This is a genomic window from Gordonia hongkongensis (assembly GCF_023078355.1).
In the GTDB taxonomy this organism is placed as follows: Bacteria; Actinomycetota; Actinomycetes; order Mycobacteriales; family Mycobacteriaceae; genus Gordonia; species Gordonia hongkongensis.
Genome location: NZ_CP095552.1, coordinates 1,584,417 through 1,600,238, shown reverse-complemented (window position 1 = coordinate 1,600,238; position 15,822 = coordinate 1,584,417). Strand labels below are relative to the sequence as shown.

Here is a 15,822-nt window from a genome sequence, read left to right as displayed (position 1 = left end):
GGACCACTAGGATCGATCGGGTGCCACCTCGCCTGGGCCCGGACGTGCCCGCACCGCTCTTCGGTGCCCCCGACCGCGGGCGTGGACTCCTCGTCGGCGTGGTCATCGCATTGCTGGCCACCATCACCCGCTTCTGGGCCCTGACCCACCCCACCGACAAGGGCACGCCGGTCTTCGACGAGAAGCACTACGTCCCGCAGGGCTGGCAGGTGCTGACCGGCGGCAACTGGATCGAGGACAACCCGGCGTACGGCCTCGTCGTGCATCCGCCGGTCGGCAAGTGGATGCTGGCCGCCTCGGAGGCGGTCTTCGGTTACGGCCCGCTCGGATGGCGCGTCGCACCGGCCATCTCGGGCGTCCTCATCATCGTGTTGATCTACTGTGCGGTTCGGCGGCTCACGCGTTCGACGCTCGTCGGAGCGATCGCGGGTGTGTTCGCGATCTGCGACGGCGTGCTGTTCGTGCAGTCCCGGATGGGCATGCTCGACATCTTCCAGACGCTGTTCATCGTGGCCACCTTCGCCGCGCTCGTCGCCGACCGCGACCAGGTGCGGGAGCGTATGGACCGCGTGTACCGCGAGGGCCGCATCGCCGACAGTCCCTTCGGGCCGCGCCTCGGCTTCCGGTGGTACCGGTTCGTCGCCGGCGTGATGCTGGGGCTCAACTGCGGCACCAAGTGGTCGGGCATCTACTACGTCATCTTCTTCACCGCACTGGCGATCGGCCTCGATGTGGCCGCCCGCCGGGCGTACCACGTGCAACGCCCCTGGGTGGGCACCCTGGTGCGCGACGTCGTGCCGAGCGGCGCGAGCCTCGCGGTGATGCCGGTCGTCATCTACTTCCTGACCTACCTGCCCTGGTTCAACAGCGAGACGGCCGTCTACCGCTATCAGGTGGGCAACACGATCGGCTCCGACGGACCGTTCGCCTGGGTGCCGGGCGCCTGGCGATCGCTGTGGTACTACGAGTCGGGAATCCTCGAATTCCATTCGGGGCTGACCAATTCGGCGGGCAACCAACATCCGTGGGAGTCCAAGCCGTGGACGTGGCCGATGAGCCTGCGCCCCATGCTCTACGCGCTCGAGAACGGTCCCGACCAGTGCGGCGCGGGCGAGTGCGTGCGCGCGCAGATGCTGATCGGGTCACCGGCTCTCTGGTGGCTGGCCTTGCCGATGCTGCTGTGGGGACTGTGGTCGTGGATCGTGCGGCGTGACTGGCGGTACGCGGCGGTCCTGGTCGGCTACCTAGCCGGGATCCTGCCGTGGTTCCTCGCCCTGGACCGGCAGATGTACTTCTTCTATGCGACCGTGCTGGCGCCGTTCCTCGTGATGGGCCTCGCGCTGTGCTGCGGCGACCTGCTGCGTTCGGCCGCGGCGACCGCCCGCGCTCGGCCCGAGCGTCGGGCCCTCGCGATCATGGTGGTGGCGATCTACGTGGGTCTGGTCGTCACCAACTTCGTGTGGTTGTGGCCGATCCTCACCGCTTCCCCGATCCCGCCCGGCCTGTGGCGGCAGCAGATCTGGCTGCCGAGCTGGGGCTGAGCAACCGTGACGCGGCCTGGTCCCCTACCGGGAGACGGACACCGGCCGGCCGTTCTCGCCGCGGTATTTCCGGTGGTACTCGGCGTACAGGTCGGCGTTCTTCACACGATCGACGGCGTTGACGAGCTCGGGGTCCAGTCCGTGCTGGACCAGTCGGTAGCGACGGTAGACCCGGTTCAGGGCGATGGAGAAGAACAGGTACGACAGCAGGATCGGCATCGTCATGGTGATCCGCACTCCCCACGGGGCGGGGACGAACAACATCGGCAGCAGGAGCAGGATGCACGGTATCGACCACCGGGCGACCATCCGCACGGACGCACCGGGACCGGCGAGGTCGTTGCCGACCCATTCCGTCATCGAGGCGGGCAGTCGCCCGCCGTACCAGTAGGCAACCTGGCGACCCCAGGTCGGACGGGCGGATTCGGGACTTCGGTTCATGGCGCACAACTCCTGATCTCGGTGCCGTGCGACCACCGTAGCATTTGTCCTAGGACAAAAGAACGTGATCTTGATCAGCAGGGAGGTCGTGGTGAGCGTCGTGATCACCGGGCAGACGGTGCAGGCCATCGTCCAGAGCGTGCGAGACGCCATCGTCTCCGGCCGTCTGCGACCGGGCGACTCATTGCCGCCGATCCGTGAACTCGCAGCCGAGTTGGGAGTCAACCGCAACACCGTGGCCGCTGCGTACCGGCAGCTCGTCTCGGTGGGCGCCGCCGACACCCGCGGCCGGGGCGGAACGGTGGTCGCCGACCGGCTCCACCCCGGCAGTGAACTCGCCGCTCCCGCGGACACCATCGACCTCGCCGATGGCAATCCCGATCCCGATCTCCTGCCCGACCTGCGCGCCGCGATCGCCGCGGCCCCCTACCGACCGACGATGTACGGAACCGCCGCGGTGGCGCCGGCACTGCGGGAGGCGGCGTCGGTGCTGTTCGGGGAGCACCCGCAACGGGGGGAACTCATCGCGACCCACGGAGCCGTCGACGCGATGGAGCGGCTGCTGAACACCCACCTCGTCCGCGGCGACTGCGTCGCAGTGGAGAATCCGTGCTTCCTCGCCAGCGTCGGCACGATCCGCGTCAACGGGTACCGCGCGCTCCCCATGGAGCTCGACGAGCACGGCATGCGCCCCGATCATCTGGCGCGGGCGCTCGGTGCGGGCGCCCGAGCGGTCATCGTCACCTGCCGCGGTCACAACCCCGGCGGGATCGCCCTCTCCGCGGCTCGTGCCGATGAACTACGCACGGTTCTCGAGCGATACCCCGAGGTGCTCGTCATCGAAGACGACCACTTCTCACTCCTGTCGGTTCGCGACTATCAGCGGGTGATCCCGGACAACAGCCGACACTGGGCGGTCGTCCGGTCCGTCGCGAAATTCCTGGGTCCGGATCTGCGGGTCGCGCTCGTCGATGCCGACCCGACCACGGCCGCCGCGCTCGACGCCCGGCTGCGTTCCGGCCGCCCCTGGGTCAGCCACCTGCTGCAGACCACCGCGGCGCACCTGCTCACCGATCCGGCGACGACCGAGCTCATCGCCACCGCACGCCTCGAATACGCCCGTCGCACACGACTTCTCATCGACGTGCTCGATGCCCGGGGGGTGGCGTCGACCATGGGACCGCCCGACGGGATCAACGTGTGGGTCGATCTTCCGCCCGAGGTGCCCGCGGAGCGGGTCGGCGTCGAACTGGCGCGCCTGGGGTGGGCCGTGCAACCCGGGACGGTATTCGCCGTCGACGGGGCCGAGCAGCGAAATGGTCTGCGCGTCACCACCTCCCGGCTCGACCGGGCGACCGCGAAGACCTTCGGCACAGCGCTCGCCGGGGCGGTCGGACAGGGCTGAGGACCCACCGACCCGACGACGACTCACCCACCGGGATCGGTTGCCGACCCCGGTGGGGGTTGTCACACCGTCGGTCCGGTCAACCGGTCGGTGCCGTGAGTGCCTTTGTCCCGAGGCTCGTCGTCCGGCCCCGGGTCGACCGTCGGCTCGGCGGGCGCCGATCCGTTTGCCTGGTCGACGTAGTCGGGGTCGATCTTCTCGAGGTGTCGTATCGCGTCGGCATCGATCGCCTCGAGCTCCCCGGTCGCGATGGCGTTGGCCTGGTCCCGGACATGCTCGTCGACCTGAGCGGTCAGCACGTGGCGGGAGACGATCAGCGGATCGTGTCGGAGGTCGAGATAGAGCGACAGACACATGCCGATCATCACCACGACGAACGGCAACGCGGCGATGATCGCCATCGTCTTGATGCCGTCGAGGGCGTCGTCGCCGCTGATGGCCAGCAGCAGCGCAGCCACGACACCGGTCAGCACACCCCAGAACACGGTGAGGGGACGCGACGGGTGTTCGACGCCGCGCTGCGAGAGAGTGCCCATCACGAGGGACGCGGAGTCGGCGCCGGAGACGAAGAAGATGCCGACCAGGATCATCACCAGCGCCGAGGCCACCCCGGTCCACGGCAGGTGGGCGAGCACGTCGAACAGCGTGCTCTCACTGGCCGCGGTGGCCGGATCGAACGCCAGGGTGCCCTCGATGTCCTGATGGATCGCGGTACCGCCGAAGACGCAGAACCAGACCAGCGAGACCGTCGTGGGTACCACCATCACACCGATCACGAACTCGCGGATGGTGCGGCCGCGGCTGATCTTCGCGAGGAACAGACCCACGAACGGGGTCCAGGACACCCACCACGCCCAGTAGAAGATCGTCCAGTCCGCCAGCCACTGATGACCCTCCTCGGTCATGATCGTGGCGTCCGAGCGGGCTGCGAAGCTCGTCAGATCGGTGAAGTAGGCGCCGAGGGTCGTCGGCAGCAGGTTCAGGATGAAGATAGTCGGTCCGACGACGAACACGAACAGTGCCAGCACGATGGCGAGCACCATGTTGATGTTGGACAGCCACTGGATGCCGCGCGCGATCCCCGACACGGCCGACGCGACGAACGCGGCGGTGAGGATGGCGATGATCGCGACCAGCAGCATCTTCGTCGGCTCGTTGACCCAACCGAGGGTGTCGAGTCCCGATCCGATCTGCAGCGCGCCGAGGCCGAGTGATGCCACCGTCCCGAACAGCGTCGCGAAGATCGCGAGGATGTCGATGATCTTCCCGCCCGGGCCGTTGGCCACCCGCGGTCCGAGGAGCCGGGTGAACACCGCGCTCATCAACTGGGTCCGGCCCAGCCGGTACGTGCTGTAGGCCAGCGCCAGCCCGACGACCGCGTACATGGCCCACGGGTGGAAGCCCCAGTGGAACATCGTCGTCGCCATGGCCGCGCGGATGTCGTCGGAGCCGATCTCCGGTGGCGGACTGGCGAAGTGGTAGAGCGGCTCGTAGGCACCGAAGAACATGAGGCCGATGCCCATGCCGGCACTGAACATCATGGCGATCCAGCTCACGGTGCGGAACTGCGGCTTCTCCCCGGTGCGGCCGAGCGGAATCCGGCCGTACTTGGACACGGCGAGGAACACCGCGAAGATCACGAAGCCGGTGGCGGAGAGGATGAACAGCCAGCCGAGGTTCTTGGTGATCCAACCCAGCACCTCGGTGGTCGTCGTGTTGAGACTCTCCTTGTCCCCGATCCCCCAGATCACGAACGCGATGACCAGTACCGCGGTGACCGTGAAGACCACCGGGTCCAGTGTCTGCTTCGGACGCCCGGTGATCACATCCTGTTCACTTGTCATTCGTCAAGCCAATCAATCTCGGTTCAGGTATTCAAGTTCGCCCGAGCGCACGGTTGAGTATCTCAACGATCACGGGATCGTCCAGGCCCAGCTCGCGAGCGGTTTCGACGTACTGCTTGGCAGCCGCGAAACCCGCGTCGAGCGCATCGTGGCGACCCGCCTTGATGAACGAGCCCTGCCGCCCGCGGGTCTCGATGACGCCGGCCGCCTCGAGTTCCCGATAGCTCCGCGCGACCGTGTTGGCGGCCACGCCGAGCCGCGAGGCGAGCGCCCGGACCGTCGGCAGACGCTCGCCGCTGAGCAGTTCGCCGGACTCGATGAGCTCGATGATGCCGACTCGTACTTGCTCGAAGGGCGGCCGGTCGGAGGCCGGGTCGATCTGCAGTGCGTCGAGCGCCGCCGGGGTGTCGGGGGTCACCGGATACTCCTCCTCACCGGGGATCACGGGCCAACGGACACGACATGCACCGCGGCCCACCGCGGCCCGATCCCAGTTCCCGACCCTCGATCTCGATGACCTCGATGCCCGAGTCCCGGAGTCGCCGGTTGGTCTCCACGTTCCGGTTGTAGGACACCACCACCCCGGGTGCGAGGGCGAGGGTGTTGTTGCCGTCGTCCCACTGCTCCCGCTCGGCTGTCACCGGATCGAGCCCGGTGTCGATGACACGCAGTTTGGTGATGCCCATCGCCTCGGCGGCGGCGTCGACGAAGGGCCGCTCCCCGGTGATCCGGACCGCGTCGGTCGCGGCGTCGTGCACGAGGGTGAATGCGGACATGGTGTCGCGGATGTTGGGATACATCACCACGGCGTCGGTGTCGACCATCGTGCAGACGGTGTCGAGGTGCATGAAGGCGCGCGACTGCTCGATCGGCACCGCCAGCACGGTGTGCGCCAGGTGGTCGTCGAACAGACTGCGCGCCAGCGCTTCTGCCCCGGCGGGCGTGGTGCGCTCGCCGACCCCGACGGCCACCACACCGGCGGCGAGCAGCAGCACGTCGCCACCCTCGACGGGCGCGACCTGCGACTCGTAGGCGCGCCGGGCGCCGGTGAACCGCGGGTGGTGGGCGTAGATGAGATCGGTGAGCGACGTCTCCCGCGCGCGAGCGGGAAGCGCGAGCGAGGTGATCGCGAACCGTCCGCCGATCCAGAACGAACTGTCGCGGGTGAACAGCAGATTCGGCAGCGGTTCGATCGCGAACTCGGGTCCGTGGTGCATCCGACGCACGAGCGAGGACCGCTCGGCAGAGGGCGTGATCGGCAGCTCGTCGAACGTCATCCCGGCCGTCAGCACGTACGCGAGGTCGGTCGGCGACAAACCCCGCAGATGGGTCGCGAGGTCTTCCGCGAGGTGTGTGCCCAGCCGCCGCGCGCTCACCGCCGCGGCGATGCCCTGGATGCGGGCCGCACCGCTGTGGGCGATGGTCTCGGCGAGCAGGTCACCGAGGAGATAGACGTCGATTTCCCGCTCGCGCAGCACCTCTGCGAAGGCGTCGTGCTCCTCCTGCGCACGCCCGACCCACGGCAGCCCGTCGAACAAGAGCTGGTCGCTGTTACGCGGGGTGAGCCGGCGCAACTCGTCGCCCGGGCGGTGCAACATGACCGCTCGCAGGGTGCCGACCTCCGAGTCGGCGCCGAGGGCGTAGTCGTAGGCGGGCGCGGTCATCGCTCAACCGTAATTCGTCGTCCGCCCGCGCACATCACTCATCGTCTGCGCGGGCCTTCGTGTCGGTCGGAGTCATCGTCGGACCGTCGCCCACGATCACCGGCGCGGTCTCGCGCGCGAAGATCCACAGGACCAGCGCCACCGCGGCCACCACCCCGGTCAGCACGAACGCCGGCCCGAAGCCGACCCGATCGGCGACGAATCCGACGATGACCGGACCGGTGACGGCACCGAGGTCCGACGACATGCCGTAGGCGGCCAGCGCCGAACCGCCTTGCTGACGGTTGCCGAGGACGTCGGCGAGAGCGGCTTGATGGGTGGGTGCGAACAGTCCCGAGCCCACCCCGGCGACCACCGACAACGCCAGTGCGACGCCCACGTTCGGCGAGAACCCGAGCGCGATGGTGGCGACGACGGTGATGACGAGTCCGGGCAGCATGATGGGTCGCCGTCCGAACCGGTCCGACAGACGGCCCGCGATCAGGATCGCCAGTACGTTGCCCGCGGCGTAGATCGCCAGCACGATTCCCGCCATTCCCGCTCCGGCACCGAGACTCTCGGTGATGAACAGCGGCACCACCGCGACCCGGACCCCCATCGACGCCCAGCCCTGGGTGAAGTTGGACGCGAGGATCGCCCGGTAGGCGCTGTCGCGCAAGGCGGTCCGGAAACCGATCAGCCCGCCCGTCGGGCCGTCGGCCTGATCCGGTGCGATCACTTCCCGCAACTGGGTGGCCACCACCGTCGACGCGACGAGCAGCGCGACCGCGTACACCACGAACGGGACCCGGAGTCCGAAGCCGACCAGCGCCGCCCCGATGAGCGGACCGGTGATGCTGCCGATGAGGAACCCCGCCGAGAAGAAGCCCGACACGCGACCGCGAATGTCGCTCGGCGCCATACGGATCAGCAAGGCCATCGCCGAGATGCTGAACATCGTCGACCCGATGCCGCCGAGACCGCGGAAGATCAGCAGCTGCCAGTAGGACTGGGCGAACGCGCACGCCAGAGTGCTGGCCGCGACGATCAGCAGACCGGTCAGGTAGATGCGCCGCTCGCCGAAGACGGTGACCAACCGTCCCGTTGCGGGCGCGAACGCCAGGCGCATCACCGCGAACGCCGAGATGACCGCGGTCGCGGCGGTGAACGAGACGTTGAAGGTGCGGGCGAAGGTCGGCAGCGCGGGCGCGATGAACCCGTATCCGAGTGCGATGACGACGTTCGCCGACAGCAGCACCCAGATGCCGCGGGGGATCTGCCTCATGGCAGCTCGGGGAGGTCGTCGAGGGCCCGCGCGGTGAGGGTCCGGCCGAGCTCGATCATCTCCGAGGCCTTGTGGAAGTCGAGCGTGCGGACCGTCCGGCGGGGTACCCGGATCAGCACGTCGGGCGGATAGCCGGCGACCTGGTAGCGGGTCAGGGCCTCCTGCATGATGTCGAGCGACCGGCTCAGCACCTCCACGCGTCCCATCCGGGCCGGTTCGTCGACGCCGAACGCGGGCGCCACCCGTTCGGCAGACGGGACGGAGCCGGGCTCGGCCGCGGCATCGACCGCGACGGCGCCGCCACCGGTGGCGGCCACCGCCGCATCGGACGCCGCTGCCTCCTCCGAGGGCATCTCGTGGCCGAGCCGGTCGCGGACCGCGCGGATGAACTCGTTGTCGAGGATCGGCGCCACGTTGCGCCGCAGCAGTCCCCTGGCCTTCTGTTCGCGCGTGGCGCCCGCTTCCGGGCCACCGTCGGAACCGATGATGACGCCGATGGTCACATCGCTGGGCACCGTCGAGGTGGGCGCCACCGGCAGCGGGTCGAGAATCCCGCCGTCGGCCAGCAGCCGCCCACCGTGCTCGTGCGGGCTGATGACGCCCGGGATCGCGATCGACGCACGCAGGGCGTCGGCGAGGACACCGCGCTGGAACCAGACCGCGCGGCCGGCGTTCAGATCGGTGGCGACCGCGGTGAACGGGACGGGCAGGTCCTCGATCGCGGTGTCTCCGAGGATCTCCCGCACCCGCAGCAGGATCCGCTCGGCCCCGATGACGCCCGGCTTGGTCAGCGAGACGTCGAGCAACCGGACGACGTCGAGCTGGGACAGACCCGAGATCCAGTCCACGTAGTCGTCGAGTTTCCCCGCGCAATACAACCCGCCGACGAGAGCACCCATCGACGAGCCGGCGACGGTGACGATCTCGAACCCCCGCGCCTCGAGTTCGGCGATCACCCCGATGTGCGCGTAACCGCGGGCGCCGCCACTTCCCAGAGCCAGCGCCACGCGCGACGGTCGAGCCATGGGCCAACAGTACCGCCGCCTGTTCTGCTCCCCGACATCGCAACTGGCGGAGACGGCTACTGCTCGGTGAGGAGTCGCCGCGGCCCCGGGCCGAGTTTGTTCAGTTCGTCGCCGGGGTTGAGGAGATGGCACTCCCCGAGCGACAGGCAACCGCAACCCACGCAGGACCCGATCATGTCCCGCATGTTCTCGAGCAGTGCGATGCGTTGGTTGATGTCGTCCATCCAGCGTTTGGACGCCGCTTCCCACATCGACTTCGGGGGCGACTCGTGGTCGCCCAGTTCGGCGAGCACCTCGCCGATGACCGACAGCGGAATCCCGGCGACCTGCGACGCGCGGATGAATGCGACGCGCCGCAGCATCGCCCGGTGATACCGGCGCTGGTTCCCGGAGGTGCGCCGGCTGAAGATCAGGCCCTGGTCCTCGTAGAAGCGGACCGCCGACGGGGCGATCCCAGCTCGCTGGGCCAGCTCGCCGACCGAGAGCTCCAGCTTCTTCAGCGTCATGGGTCGATGGTATGCGCCACCGACGGCGTCGTCCCCGGTGCGCGACCGGGGACGACGGGCAGCGCTCACCGTGGGGTCAGGTGCGGACGATCATCACCGGGCAGTCGGCGTGGTGCATCACCTTCTGGCTGGTCGAGCCCAGCAGGAGTCCGCGGAAGCCACCGCGGCCGCGACTGCCGACCACGAGCAGCGATGCGTCCGCGCCCGCCTCGTCGAGCAGCGCCTTCGCCGGCTCCTCGGGCAGGACTGATCGTTCGATCGTCACGTCCGGGTAGTCCTGGGCGTATCCGGCGAGGCGCTCGGCGAGTACCTCGACCGCGTCCTGGGTCATCCGTGCCACCTCGTCGGCGCCGATGCCGTACCCGTGGAGCGCGTCCGCGTCGAGCGGGGTCCAGGTGTGTACCGCGCGGAGCGGCACGTTGCGCAGCGAGGCCTGCCGGAACGCCTCGGCGACCGCGGCATCGCTGACCGGTGAACCGTCGACCCCCACGACCACCGGTCCGTCGGGGTTGCCCTCGGCGGCGACGACCGTGACCCGGCCGTGTGCGTGAGCGGCGACACTGGTGCTCACCGAACCCAGGAAGAGGCCCTTGACGCTGCCGAGACGGCGCGTGCCGACGACGATCATCGCGGCGTCCTTGCCCAGCTCGAGCAGCACGCGCGCGGCGTCGCCGTCGACGATCGAGGTGGCGACCGTCACGCCGGGTGCCGCTTCTTTGGCGGCGTCGGCGGCCGCATGGACCGCGTCGGAGGCGTCCTGGCGGATGGCGTCGACGACGTCCTGCGGGATGATCAGGCCGGGGGCGTAGTCACTCGTGCTGGCGTCGTACGCACCGACGACCTTGAGGTCGAGACCTTCGGCAGCGGCCGCCCGCGCCGCCCAGCGCACCGCGCCCGTGGCCGCGTCCGACCCGTCCACGCCGACGAGTATCGCATTCATGTTGTGGCTCATCTCCTCTGATCGCGACGGCCCCTGGCGGGGTCTTCGGTTCGGCCGCGGGTCGGCCCGGGCTCGCCCCGGACGGCCCGGTATCGGCCCCGGCCCCCATCCTGCCCCGGCGCCGTTGCCGCGGCAATGAGTACGAGGTCCCGACCACCGTCGCTTTCTCCACGATTCGGGCGCCGTGTAACCTGGCGGACACCATGACGTCACCCCTTCCGCAGAACGGCACCAACGACTTTCGCGCAATCATGATCCACATCGGGATCACCGTCGCACTCGGACTCGGCCTGCTGTTCTTCGCGCATGCGTCGTCGGATCCCCTCCAGACCGTGTTGGTCGTCGCCTCTCCCGTCGTGGTTCTCCTGGGCGCGAGCACCATGCTGTACCGCACGTACCGGGTCTGGAAACGCAACGGTCGCTGGCAGGTGTGGCAGGGGGCGGCGTGGTTCCTGTTGTTCTTCTTCATCGTCATGCTGTTCAACTCCGCGCCGGTCCTCTTCGAATGACCCGGGCGGGGTCGCCCGGCGCCTGTTCGCGCCGGTGGACGCCCTCTGACCGGTAGAGTCGGTCCTTTCACGTGAGGTGAGGGAGGCGCCGTGTCCGTCGGTCCGACCCACGACGAACCACTTCCTCCGGGCGCTCTCGTCGGGCGTCACCGCATCGAGCGCCTCCTGCGCAGACGCGTCGCCGGCGCCGACTACCTGGCGACGGCCCCATATCCGGGGGCGCCCGCCGAGCGCGTGCTGCTCACCGTCGTGGACCGGGCCGCCTCGATTACTCCCGCGTACGGCAACTGGTTCCGGGATGCGATCGAAAAGGCTTCCGCGATGGCGCATCCCGGGATCGCGCGCATCACCGGACACGGCATCGTCGACGGACGCGCCTGGGTTGCCGTGGCTCCCGTGCCCGCCTCCGACGCCGCCCTGCTGATCCGGCGCCACCCCGACGGCATCGACATCGCTCTGGCGGTGCGCGTTGTCACCGTCGTCGGCGAGGCGCTCGACGCGGCCCATCGCCGGCGCCTGGTCCACGGCAACGTCTCCCCCGCCGACATCCTGCTCAACGGCTCCGCAGACCCGACCGTCGCCGGGGCGTCGGTGCCCGGTGCCGTCACGCTCACCGGTTTCGGCCTCACCGCACCGATAGCGGGCGACGAGATGCCGCACCCGGCAGCCGATGTCGCCTCGTTGGGACGTACCCTCGTCGAAATGCTCACCGGCGCCGGGAGCGAAGCGAGCGGGCCGAATGTGACCGGCACAAGCTCGGTCGCTCGGCACCGGGTGTCGGGTGCAGTGTCGCCGGCGTTCTACGCCGTGCTGGCACGGGCGCTCGACGCCGATTCAGAACACCGATACCGCACCTGCGCGGAATTCGTCCGAGCGGCCGAGCTCGCCCTGCACCTCACCCACTCCGACGGCGAACCGCCGACCGAGATCATCCCCGCCAGCCACCCTGAATCCGAGTATGAGTCCGCCGCAACCGATTCCGACACGACGGAGGTCGTGGACGCGGGGCCGGCCGCCGGCGTCCCGCGCGTGTTCCAGCCCGCCGGTCATCCGGATCGGCCGACCGAGGTCGTCACCGACCGGCCGCGGGGGGCCGGGCCGGTGAACCGGCCGCCGACACCCCCACCGTTGGCGCCCCCGCCGACGGCCTCCCCGTCGATGCGTCGACGACGGCTGATCGCGCCGTTCTTCGTCGCCACGGCGATCGTCGCGGTCGTCGTCGGAACGGTGATGCTGCTCGGCGCGCGCACCACACCGCCGCCGTGGCCGGCGGGCGTCGCCCCTATCGCCGCCGCCTTCCCGCAACTCCTGCCGGAGACGCCCGAGGCGCCGGGGTGGGGAGATGCCGACTGTGAGCCCGTCGTCCGCGACGGCATCGACGGGATCTCGTGCACCGACGTCGCGAACGTCGGATTCGTGGTGTGGCACACGCCGACATCACCATCACGCGCTGCCGTCACCACCGGCCTCAAGGGCTACCCCGGGAATGAGATCAGCTGGCGCGACGGTCCGGCGTCGGCGAGCCGGGACAGCGTCGTCGACGGTTGGGTCGTCACCAACTTCAGCGGGCCAGCGCATGCGCAGTACACGCTGGTGACGACGTGGCCCGGACACACCGGCCGCGACATCCTCGACGACTGGTGGCGCACGGCGCCCCTCGGCTGACGACCGTGACCGAGACGAAGGTCGACCCTTCGTGACGCAGGGAGCAGGGGGCGCGAACCGCCCGATGACGTCTGTCGTCAGCGCCCGCGCAGCCCGTCGATCCGGACGGCGACCTCCATCGCGGTCGAGGGACGGGAGCCGGCGAGGGCGAGACAGTTGGCGATGAGGGTGCGCTCGTCGCGGTCCAGGTTCTCCGAGAGTGCCGGCGGCGTCGACAGCGCCGCCCGGATCGCCAGCAGCGGCTGGGTGTCCGGCACCTCCCCGTACACCCCGTCGCCGGTGAGGGCACGGTGCAGACACGCCCCGAGCGACCAGATGTCGGTCGCCCGCGACGGCACATCGCCGGCCAACAATGCGGGGTCCATGTACTGCACCGCCCCGGGCTGGGCGAAGCTCGTGATGGGCTCGTCGGCCGCCAGCACCCGGGCCAGACCGAGATCGGAGATCTTGCCGCCGGTCTCGGTGACCATGATGCTCGACGGCGTGACGTTGGCGTGCGCGATACCGGCTTCGTGCAAGGCGTCCACGCCGCGCGCCGCGTCCGCGATCGCCGCCAGCTTCTCGTCTCGACTGAGCTCGCGCGCCGGACTACCCAGCGAGCCGAGCGGGAAATACTCCATCGCATACATGAACTGGCCTTGCAGCACGGCGTCGTAGAGCCCGGCGAGGTAGGGCGACACGACGGCGGCGAACGCCCGCAATTCGCGTACCCCGCGGCGGTAGGCGTCGTCGCTGCAGACGCCGCTGAAGACCTTCACCACGACGCGGTCGGTGGCCAGGCCCAGTCGCGCGGGGGGTACGGCGAGATAGAACGTGCCGTTGCCCCCCATGCCGAGCTTCTCGAGCACCGTGAAATCCGCCAGCTGCTGCGGGATCTCGACTTCTGGCATGTCAGTGCCTCTCCGATGATGAACCGATGTTCGGACTGGACGGATCGTCGGCCGCCCTCGTGGGTGCGGATGGTGCGGCCGGAGACGGGTAGAGCATCGCGACGCGGTCGCCCAGCGATTCCTCGCTCGTCTCGGTGTTGTCGACGACGGTGACCGGAACGGGCACGGTCGGATCGCCCTCGTCCGCTCCGGCGACGGTGAACGACACGGCGTCGTCGCGGTGCCTGCGCGGATCCTGCACCGACACCGAAACCCCCTGTTCGGCAACAGCGTTGAGGTCGGCCAGCCACCGACGCCGAGAGCCGGATGCGACGACGGTCAGCGACCGCGACCCGAAGAGCGCCAGACCCGCGGCCATCAGCGCAGCGGTCCGCCCACTGCGATCGTCCGCGGCGATACAGGTGATGGTGCTACGACTCGGTGCCACGGTCTCGTCGGCGGTCTCGTCGACGACGGCCACCGGAGCCGATCGCAGCGACTCCCCCAGGGGCCGGTCGTCACTGTCCACGAGGACGAGGTCGGCATTGGCGTTCTCCGACATGGCCTCGAGGTCGGCAGCCGGATCGGCGCTGAACCGGCACAGCACCGACACCGCACCCGCGCCGGTCAGCGACGCGCCCAGCTCGTTGAGCCGCTCGACGGCCGATGCGATCGCCGCGAAGTCCGGTACGACCGGAATCCCGACCTCGAGCGGACGCACGGACCGGTCCGGGGCGGTGAGCAACCCGGCCAGGACGACGTCGAATCCCGTGGTGCAGTCCAGCATTCGCCGATGCCGCGCCCGCAGGTCGGCGGTCGTGCCGACGGGATCACGCATCAGCACCAGAACCCGCGGGGCAGTGGCGGTGGCCAGGGCGCGACGTTCGGCGGCGGCGATGTCATTGGCCACCACCTTGTCCGGATACACCACGCGCAGCAGGGGTTCGGTCAAGATCGTGGTCACGAGCGCCATCACCACGAGCATCGCGAACAGTTCGTCACTCAGCACACCGAGTTCGCGCCCCGCGGCCAGGATCACCAGCTCGGTGAGTCCCCGCGTGTTCATGAGCACCGCGATGGCCGCGCTCTGTCTGGTGGGGATGGCGCTCGCCCGCGCGCCCGCATAGGCGCCGAGGAACTTGCCCGCGATCGCGACGAGCAGGACCAGCAGCAGCTGCCCCATGCCCGCGACGCCGATCTGGGTGAGGTCGACGTTGAGGCCGGTGACGACGAAGAACATCGGCAGCAGGAGCAGCACGCTCGCCTGCTCGAGCCGTTCGAGGATCTCCCGGTGCAGCTGTTCGGCTCCCACCTTCGGCATCACCGCGCCGAACACGAAGGCGCCGAAGATCTGATGGATGCCGATGACGTCGGTGGCCGTCGCCGACAGGAAGAGTCCGATCAGGATGACCGCCAGGATGTCCGGCGTGAGCCGGCCGGCGCTGTCGCGCCAGGCGATCAGCTTCGCCAGCAGCGGACGGACGACACCGAACATCACCGCGGCGTAGACGAGCGTGAGTCCGACGATCTTGGCGACCTCGAGCGGACTGCCGCCCTGGATGATGGCGATGATGAACGCCAGCAGTGTCCACGCGAGGATGTCGTCGATGGCGGCCGCGGCCAGGCTGAACACCCCGGGAATCGTTCTCATCATCCCGCGGTCGGTGAGGATCCGCGCCAGCACCGGGAAGGCGGTGATGGACATCGCGACACCCATGAACAGCACCATCCCCAGCCGCTCGATCTCCATTCCCCCGACCATGTTGTGCGAGGGATAGAGCAGCAGGCCGAGGGCCGCGCCGAGGGCGAACGGCAGCGCGATCGAGAATGCCGAGATGCTGGCCGCCGCGCGTTCACGCCCTTTGGTCAGCCGCATGTCCAGTTCGAGACCGACGATGAACATGAAGAGCACGAGGCCGATCTGGGCCAGCGCACCGAGCAGCGGCCGGACGTCGTCGGGGAAGAGCCACTGGTCGGGATTGCCGGGCAGGAGCCCGAGCAGGCTGGGACCCAACGCGATCCCGGCGGCGATCTCGCCCACCACGGCCGGCTGACGGCAGGCACGCGCGATCATCCCACCCACCCGGGCGGCGGCGATGACGATCGCGACGTCGAGCAGCAGGAAGGGGGCGACCGTGTGTTTGTCCAT

Annotated in this window: 14 protein-coding genes; 4 read left to right on the top strand and 10 right to left on the bottom strand. The window is 69.4% G+C overall.

The window, feature by feature from the left end; translation table 11 throughout:
• Window positions 1-11 precede the first annotated feature (11 nt).
• Entirely contained in the window at window positions 12-1,541 is a 1,530-nt protein-coding gene (locus MVF96_RS07250; protein WP_418930438.1) for a dolichyl-phosphate-mannose--protein mannosyltransferase, read from the top strand.
• A gap of 24 nt (window positions 1,542-1,565) precedes the next feature.
• On the opposite strand, the gene MVF96_RS07245 is transcribed toward MVF96_RS07250, so the two are convergent.
• On the bottom strand, window positions 1,566-1,982 hold the full coding sequence (locus tag MVF96_RS07245; protein ID WP_068972385.1) for a DUF5313 domain-containing protein: 417 nt from the start codon (window positions 1,980-1,982) through the stop codon (window positions 1,566-1,568).
• Window positions 1,983-2,073: 91 nt separating this feature from the next.
• Between MVF96_RS07245 and MVF96_RS07240 the strand changes: the two genes are divergently transcribed.
• Window positions 2,074-3,387, top strand: coding sequence for an aminotransferase class I/II-fold pyridoxal phosphate-dependent enzyme (locus MVF96_RS07240; protein ID WP_078112218.1), 1,314 nt, complete (start codon window positions 2,074-2,076; stop codon window positions 3,385-3,387).
• Window positions 3,388-3,449: 62 nt separating this feature from the next.
• On the opposite strand, the gene MVF96_RS07235 is transcribed toward MVF96_RS07240, so the two are convergent.
• From MVF96_RS07235 to MVF96_RS07205, 7 genes are all read right to left on the bottom strand, one after another.
• On the bottom strand, window positions 3,450-5,231 hold the full coding sequence (locus MVF96_RS07235; protein ID WP_176455887.1) for a BCCT family transporter: 1,782 nt from the start codon (window positions 5,229-5,231) through the stop codon (window positions 3,450-3,452).
• 31 nt (window positions 5,232-5,262) lie between these two features.
• Complete coding sequence (locus MVF96_RS07230) at window positions 5,263-5,649, bottom strand: GntR family transcriptional regulator (RefSeq protein ID WP_065630240.1); 387 nt, start codon at window positions 5,647-5,649, stop codon at window positions 5,263-5,265.
• A gap of 13 nt (window positions 5,650-5,662) precedes the next feature.
• The gene (locus tag MVF96_RS07225; protein ID WP_247451773.1) at window positions 5,663-6,895 is read right to left on the bottom strand and encodes an arginine deiminase; all 1,233 of its coding nucleotides are present in this window, start codon (window positions 6,893-6,895) and stop codon (window positions 5,663-5,665) included.
• 34 nt (window positions 6,896-6,929) lie between these two features.
• The gene (locus MVF96_RS07220) at window positions 6,930-8,159 is read right to left on the bottom strand and encodes an MFS transporter (protein WP_058251462.1); all 1,230 of its coding nucleotides are present in this window, start codon (window positions 8,157-8,159) and stop codon (window positions 6,930-6,932) included.
• Window positions 8,156-9,184 (bottom strand): patatin-like phospholipase family protein, encoded by a 1,029-nt coding sequence (locus MVF96_RS07215; protein ID WP_247451772.1) that lies wholly within the window; start codon window positions 9,182-9,184, stop codon window positions 8,156-8,158. Before MVF96_RS07215 ends, MVF96_RS07220 begins: the two co-directional genes overlap by 4 nt.
• A 56-nt stretch (window positions 9,185-9,240) precedes the next feature.
• Window positions 9,241-9,690: a redox-sensitive transcriptional activator SoxR gene (soxR, locus tag MVF96_RS07210; protein WP_065630178.1), complete on the bottom strand. Its 450-nt coding sequence runs from the start codon at window positions 9,688-9,690 to the stop codon at window positions 9,241-9,243.
• Between the two features lie 76 nt (window positions 9,691-9,766).
• Entirely contained in the window at window positions 9,767-10,630 is an 864-nt protein-coding gene (locus MVF96_RS07205; RefSeq protein WP_247451771.1) for a universal stress protein, read from the bottom strand.
• Window positions 10,631-10,833: 203 nt separating this feature from the next.
• On the opposite strand from MVF96_RS07205, the gene MVF96_RS07200 reads away from it, so the two are divergent.
• Together MVF96_RS07200 and MVF96_RS07195 are read left to right on the top strand one after the other, a co-directional pair.
• Window positions 10,834-11,139, top strand: a complete 306-nt coding sequence (locus MVF96_RS07200; RefSeq protein ID WP_058251465.1) for a hypothetical protein — start codon at window positions 10,834-10,836, stop codon at window positions 11,137-11,139.
• Between the two features lie 90 nt (window positions 11,140-11,229).
• A complete protein-coding gene (locus tag MVF96_RS07195; protein ID WP_247451770.1) occupies window positions 11,230-12,804 on the top strand; it encodes a serine/threonine protein kinase in 1,575 nt (524 codons plus the stop codon).
• 77 nt (window positions 12,805-12,881) lie between these two features.
• Here MVF96_RS07195 and MVF96_RS07190 read toward each other — a convergent pair whose 3' ends face one another.
• Together MVF96_RS07190 and MVF96_RS07185 are read right to left on the bottom strand one after the other, a co-directional pair.
• Entirely contained in the window at window positions 12,882-13,694 is an 813-nt protein-coding gene (locus MVF96_RS07190) for a protein kinase domain-containing protein (protein ID WP_247451769.1), read from the bottom strand.
• 1 nt (window position 13,695) lies between these two features.
• Entirely contained in the window at window positions 13,696-15,822 is a 2,127-nt protein-coding gene (locus MVF96_RS07185; protein ID WP_247451768.1) for a cation:proton antiporter, read from the bottom strand.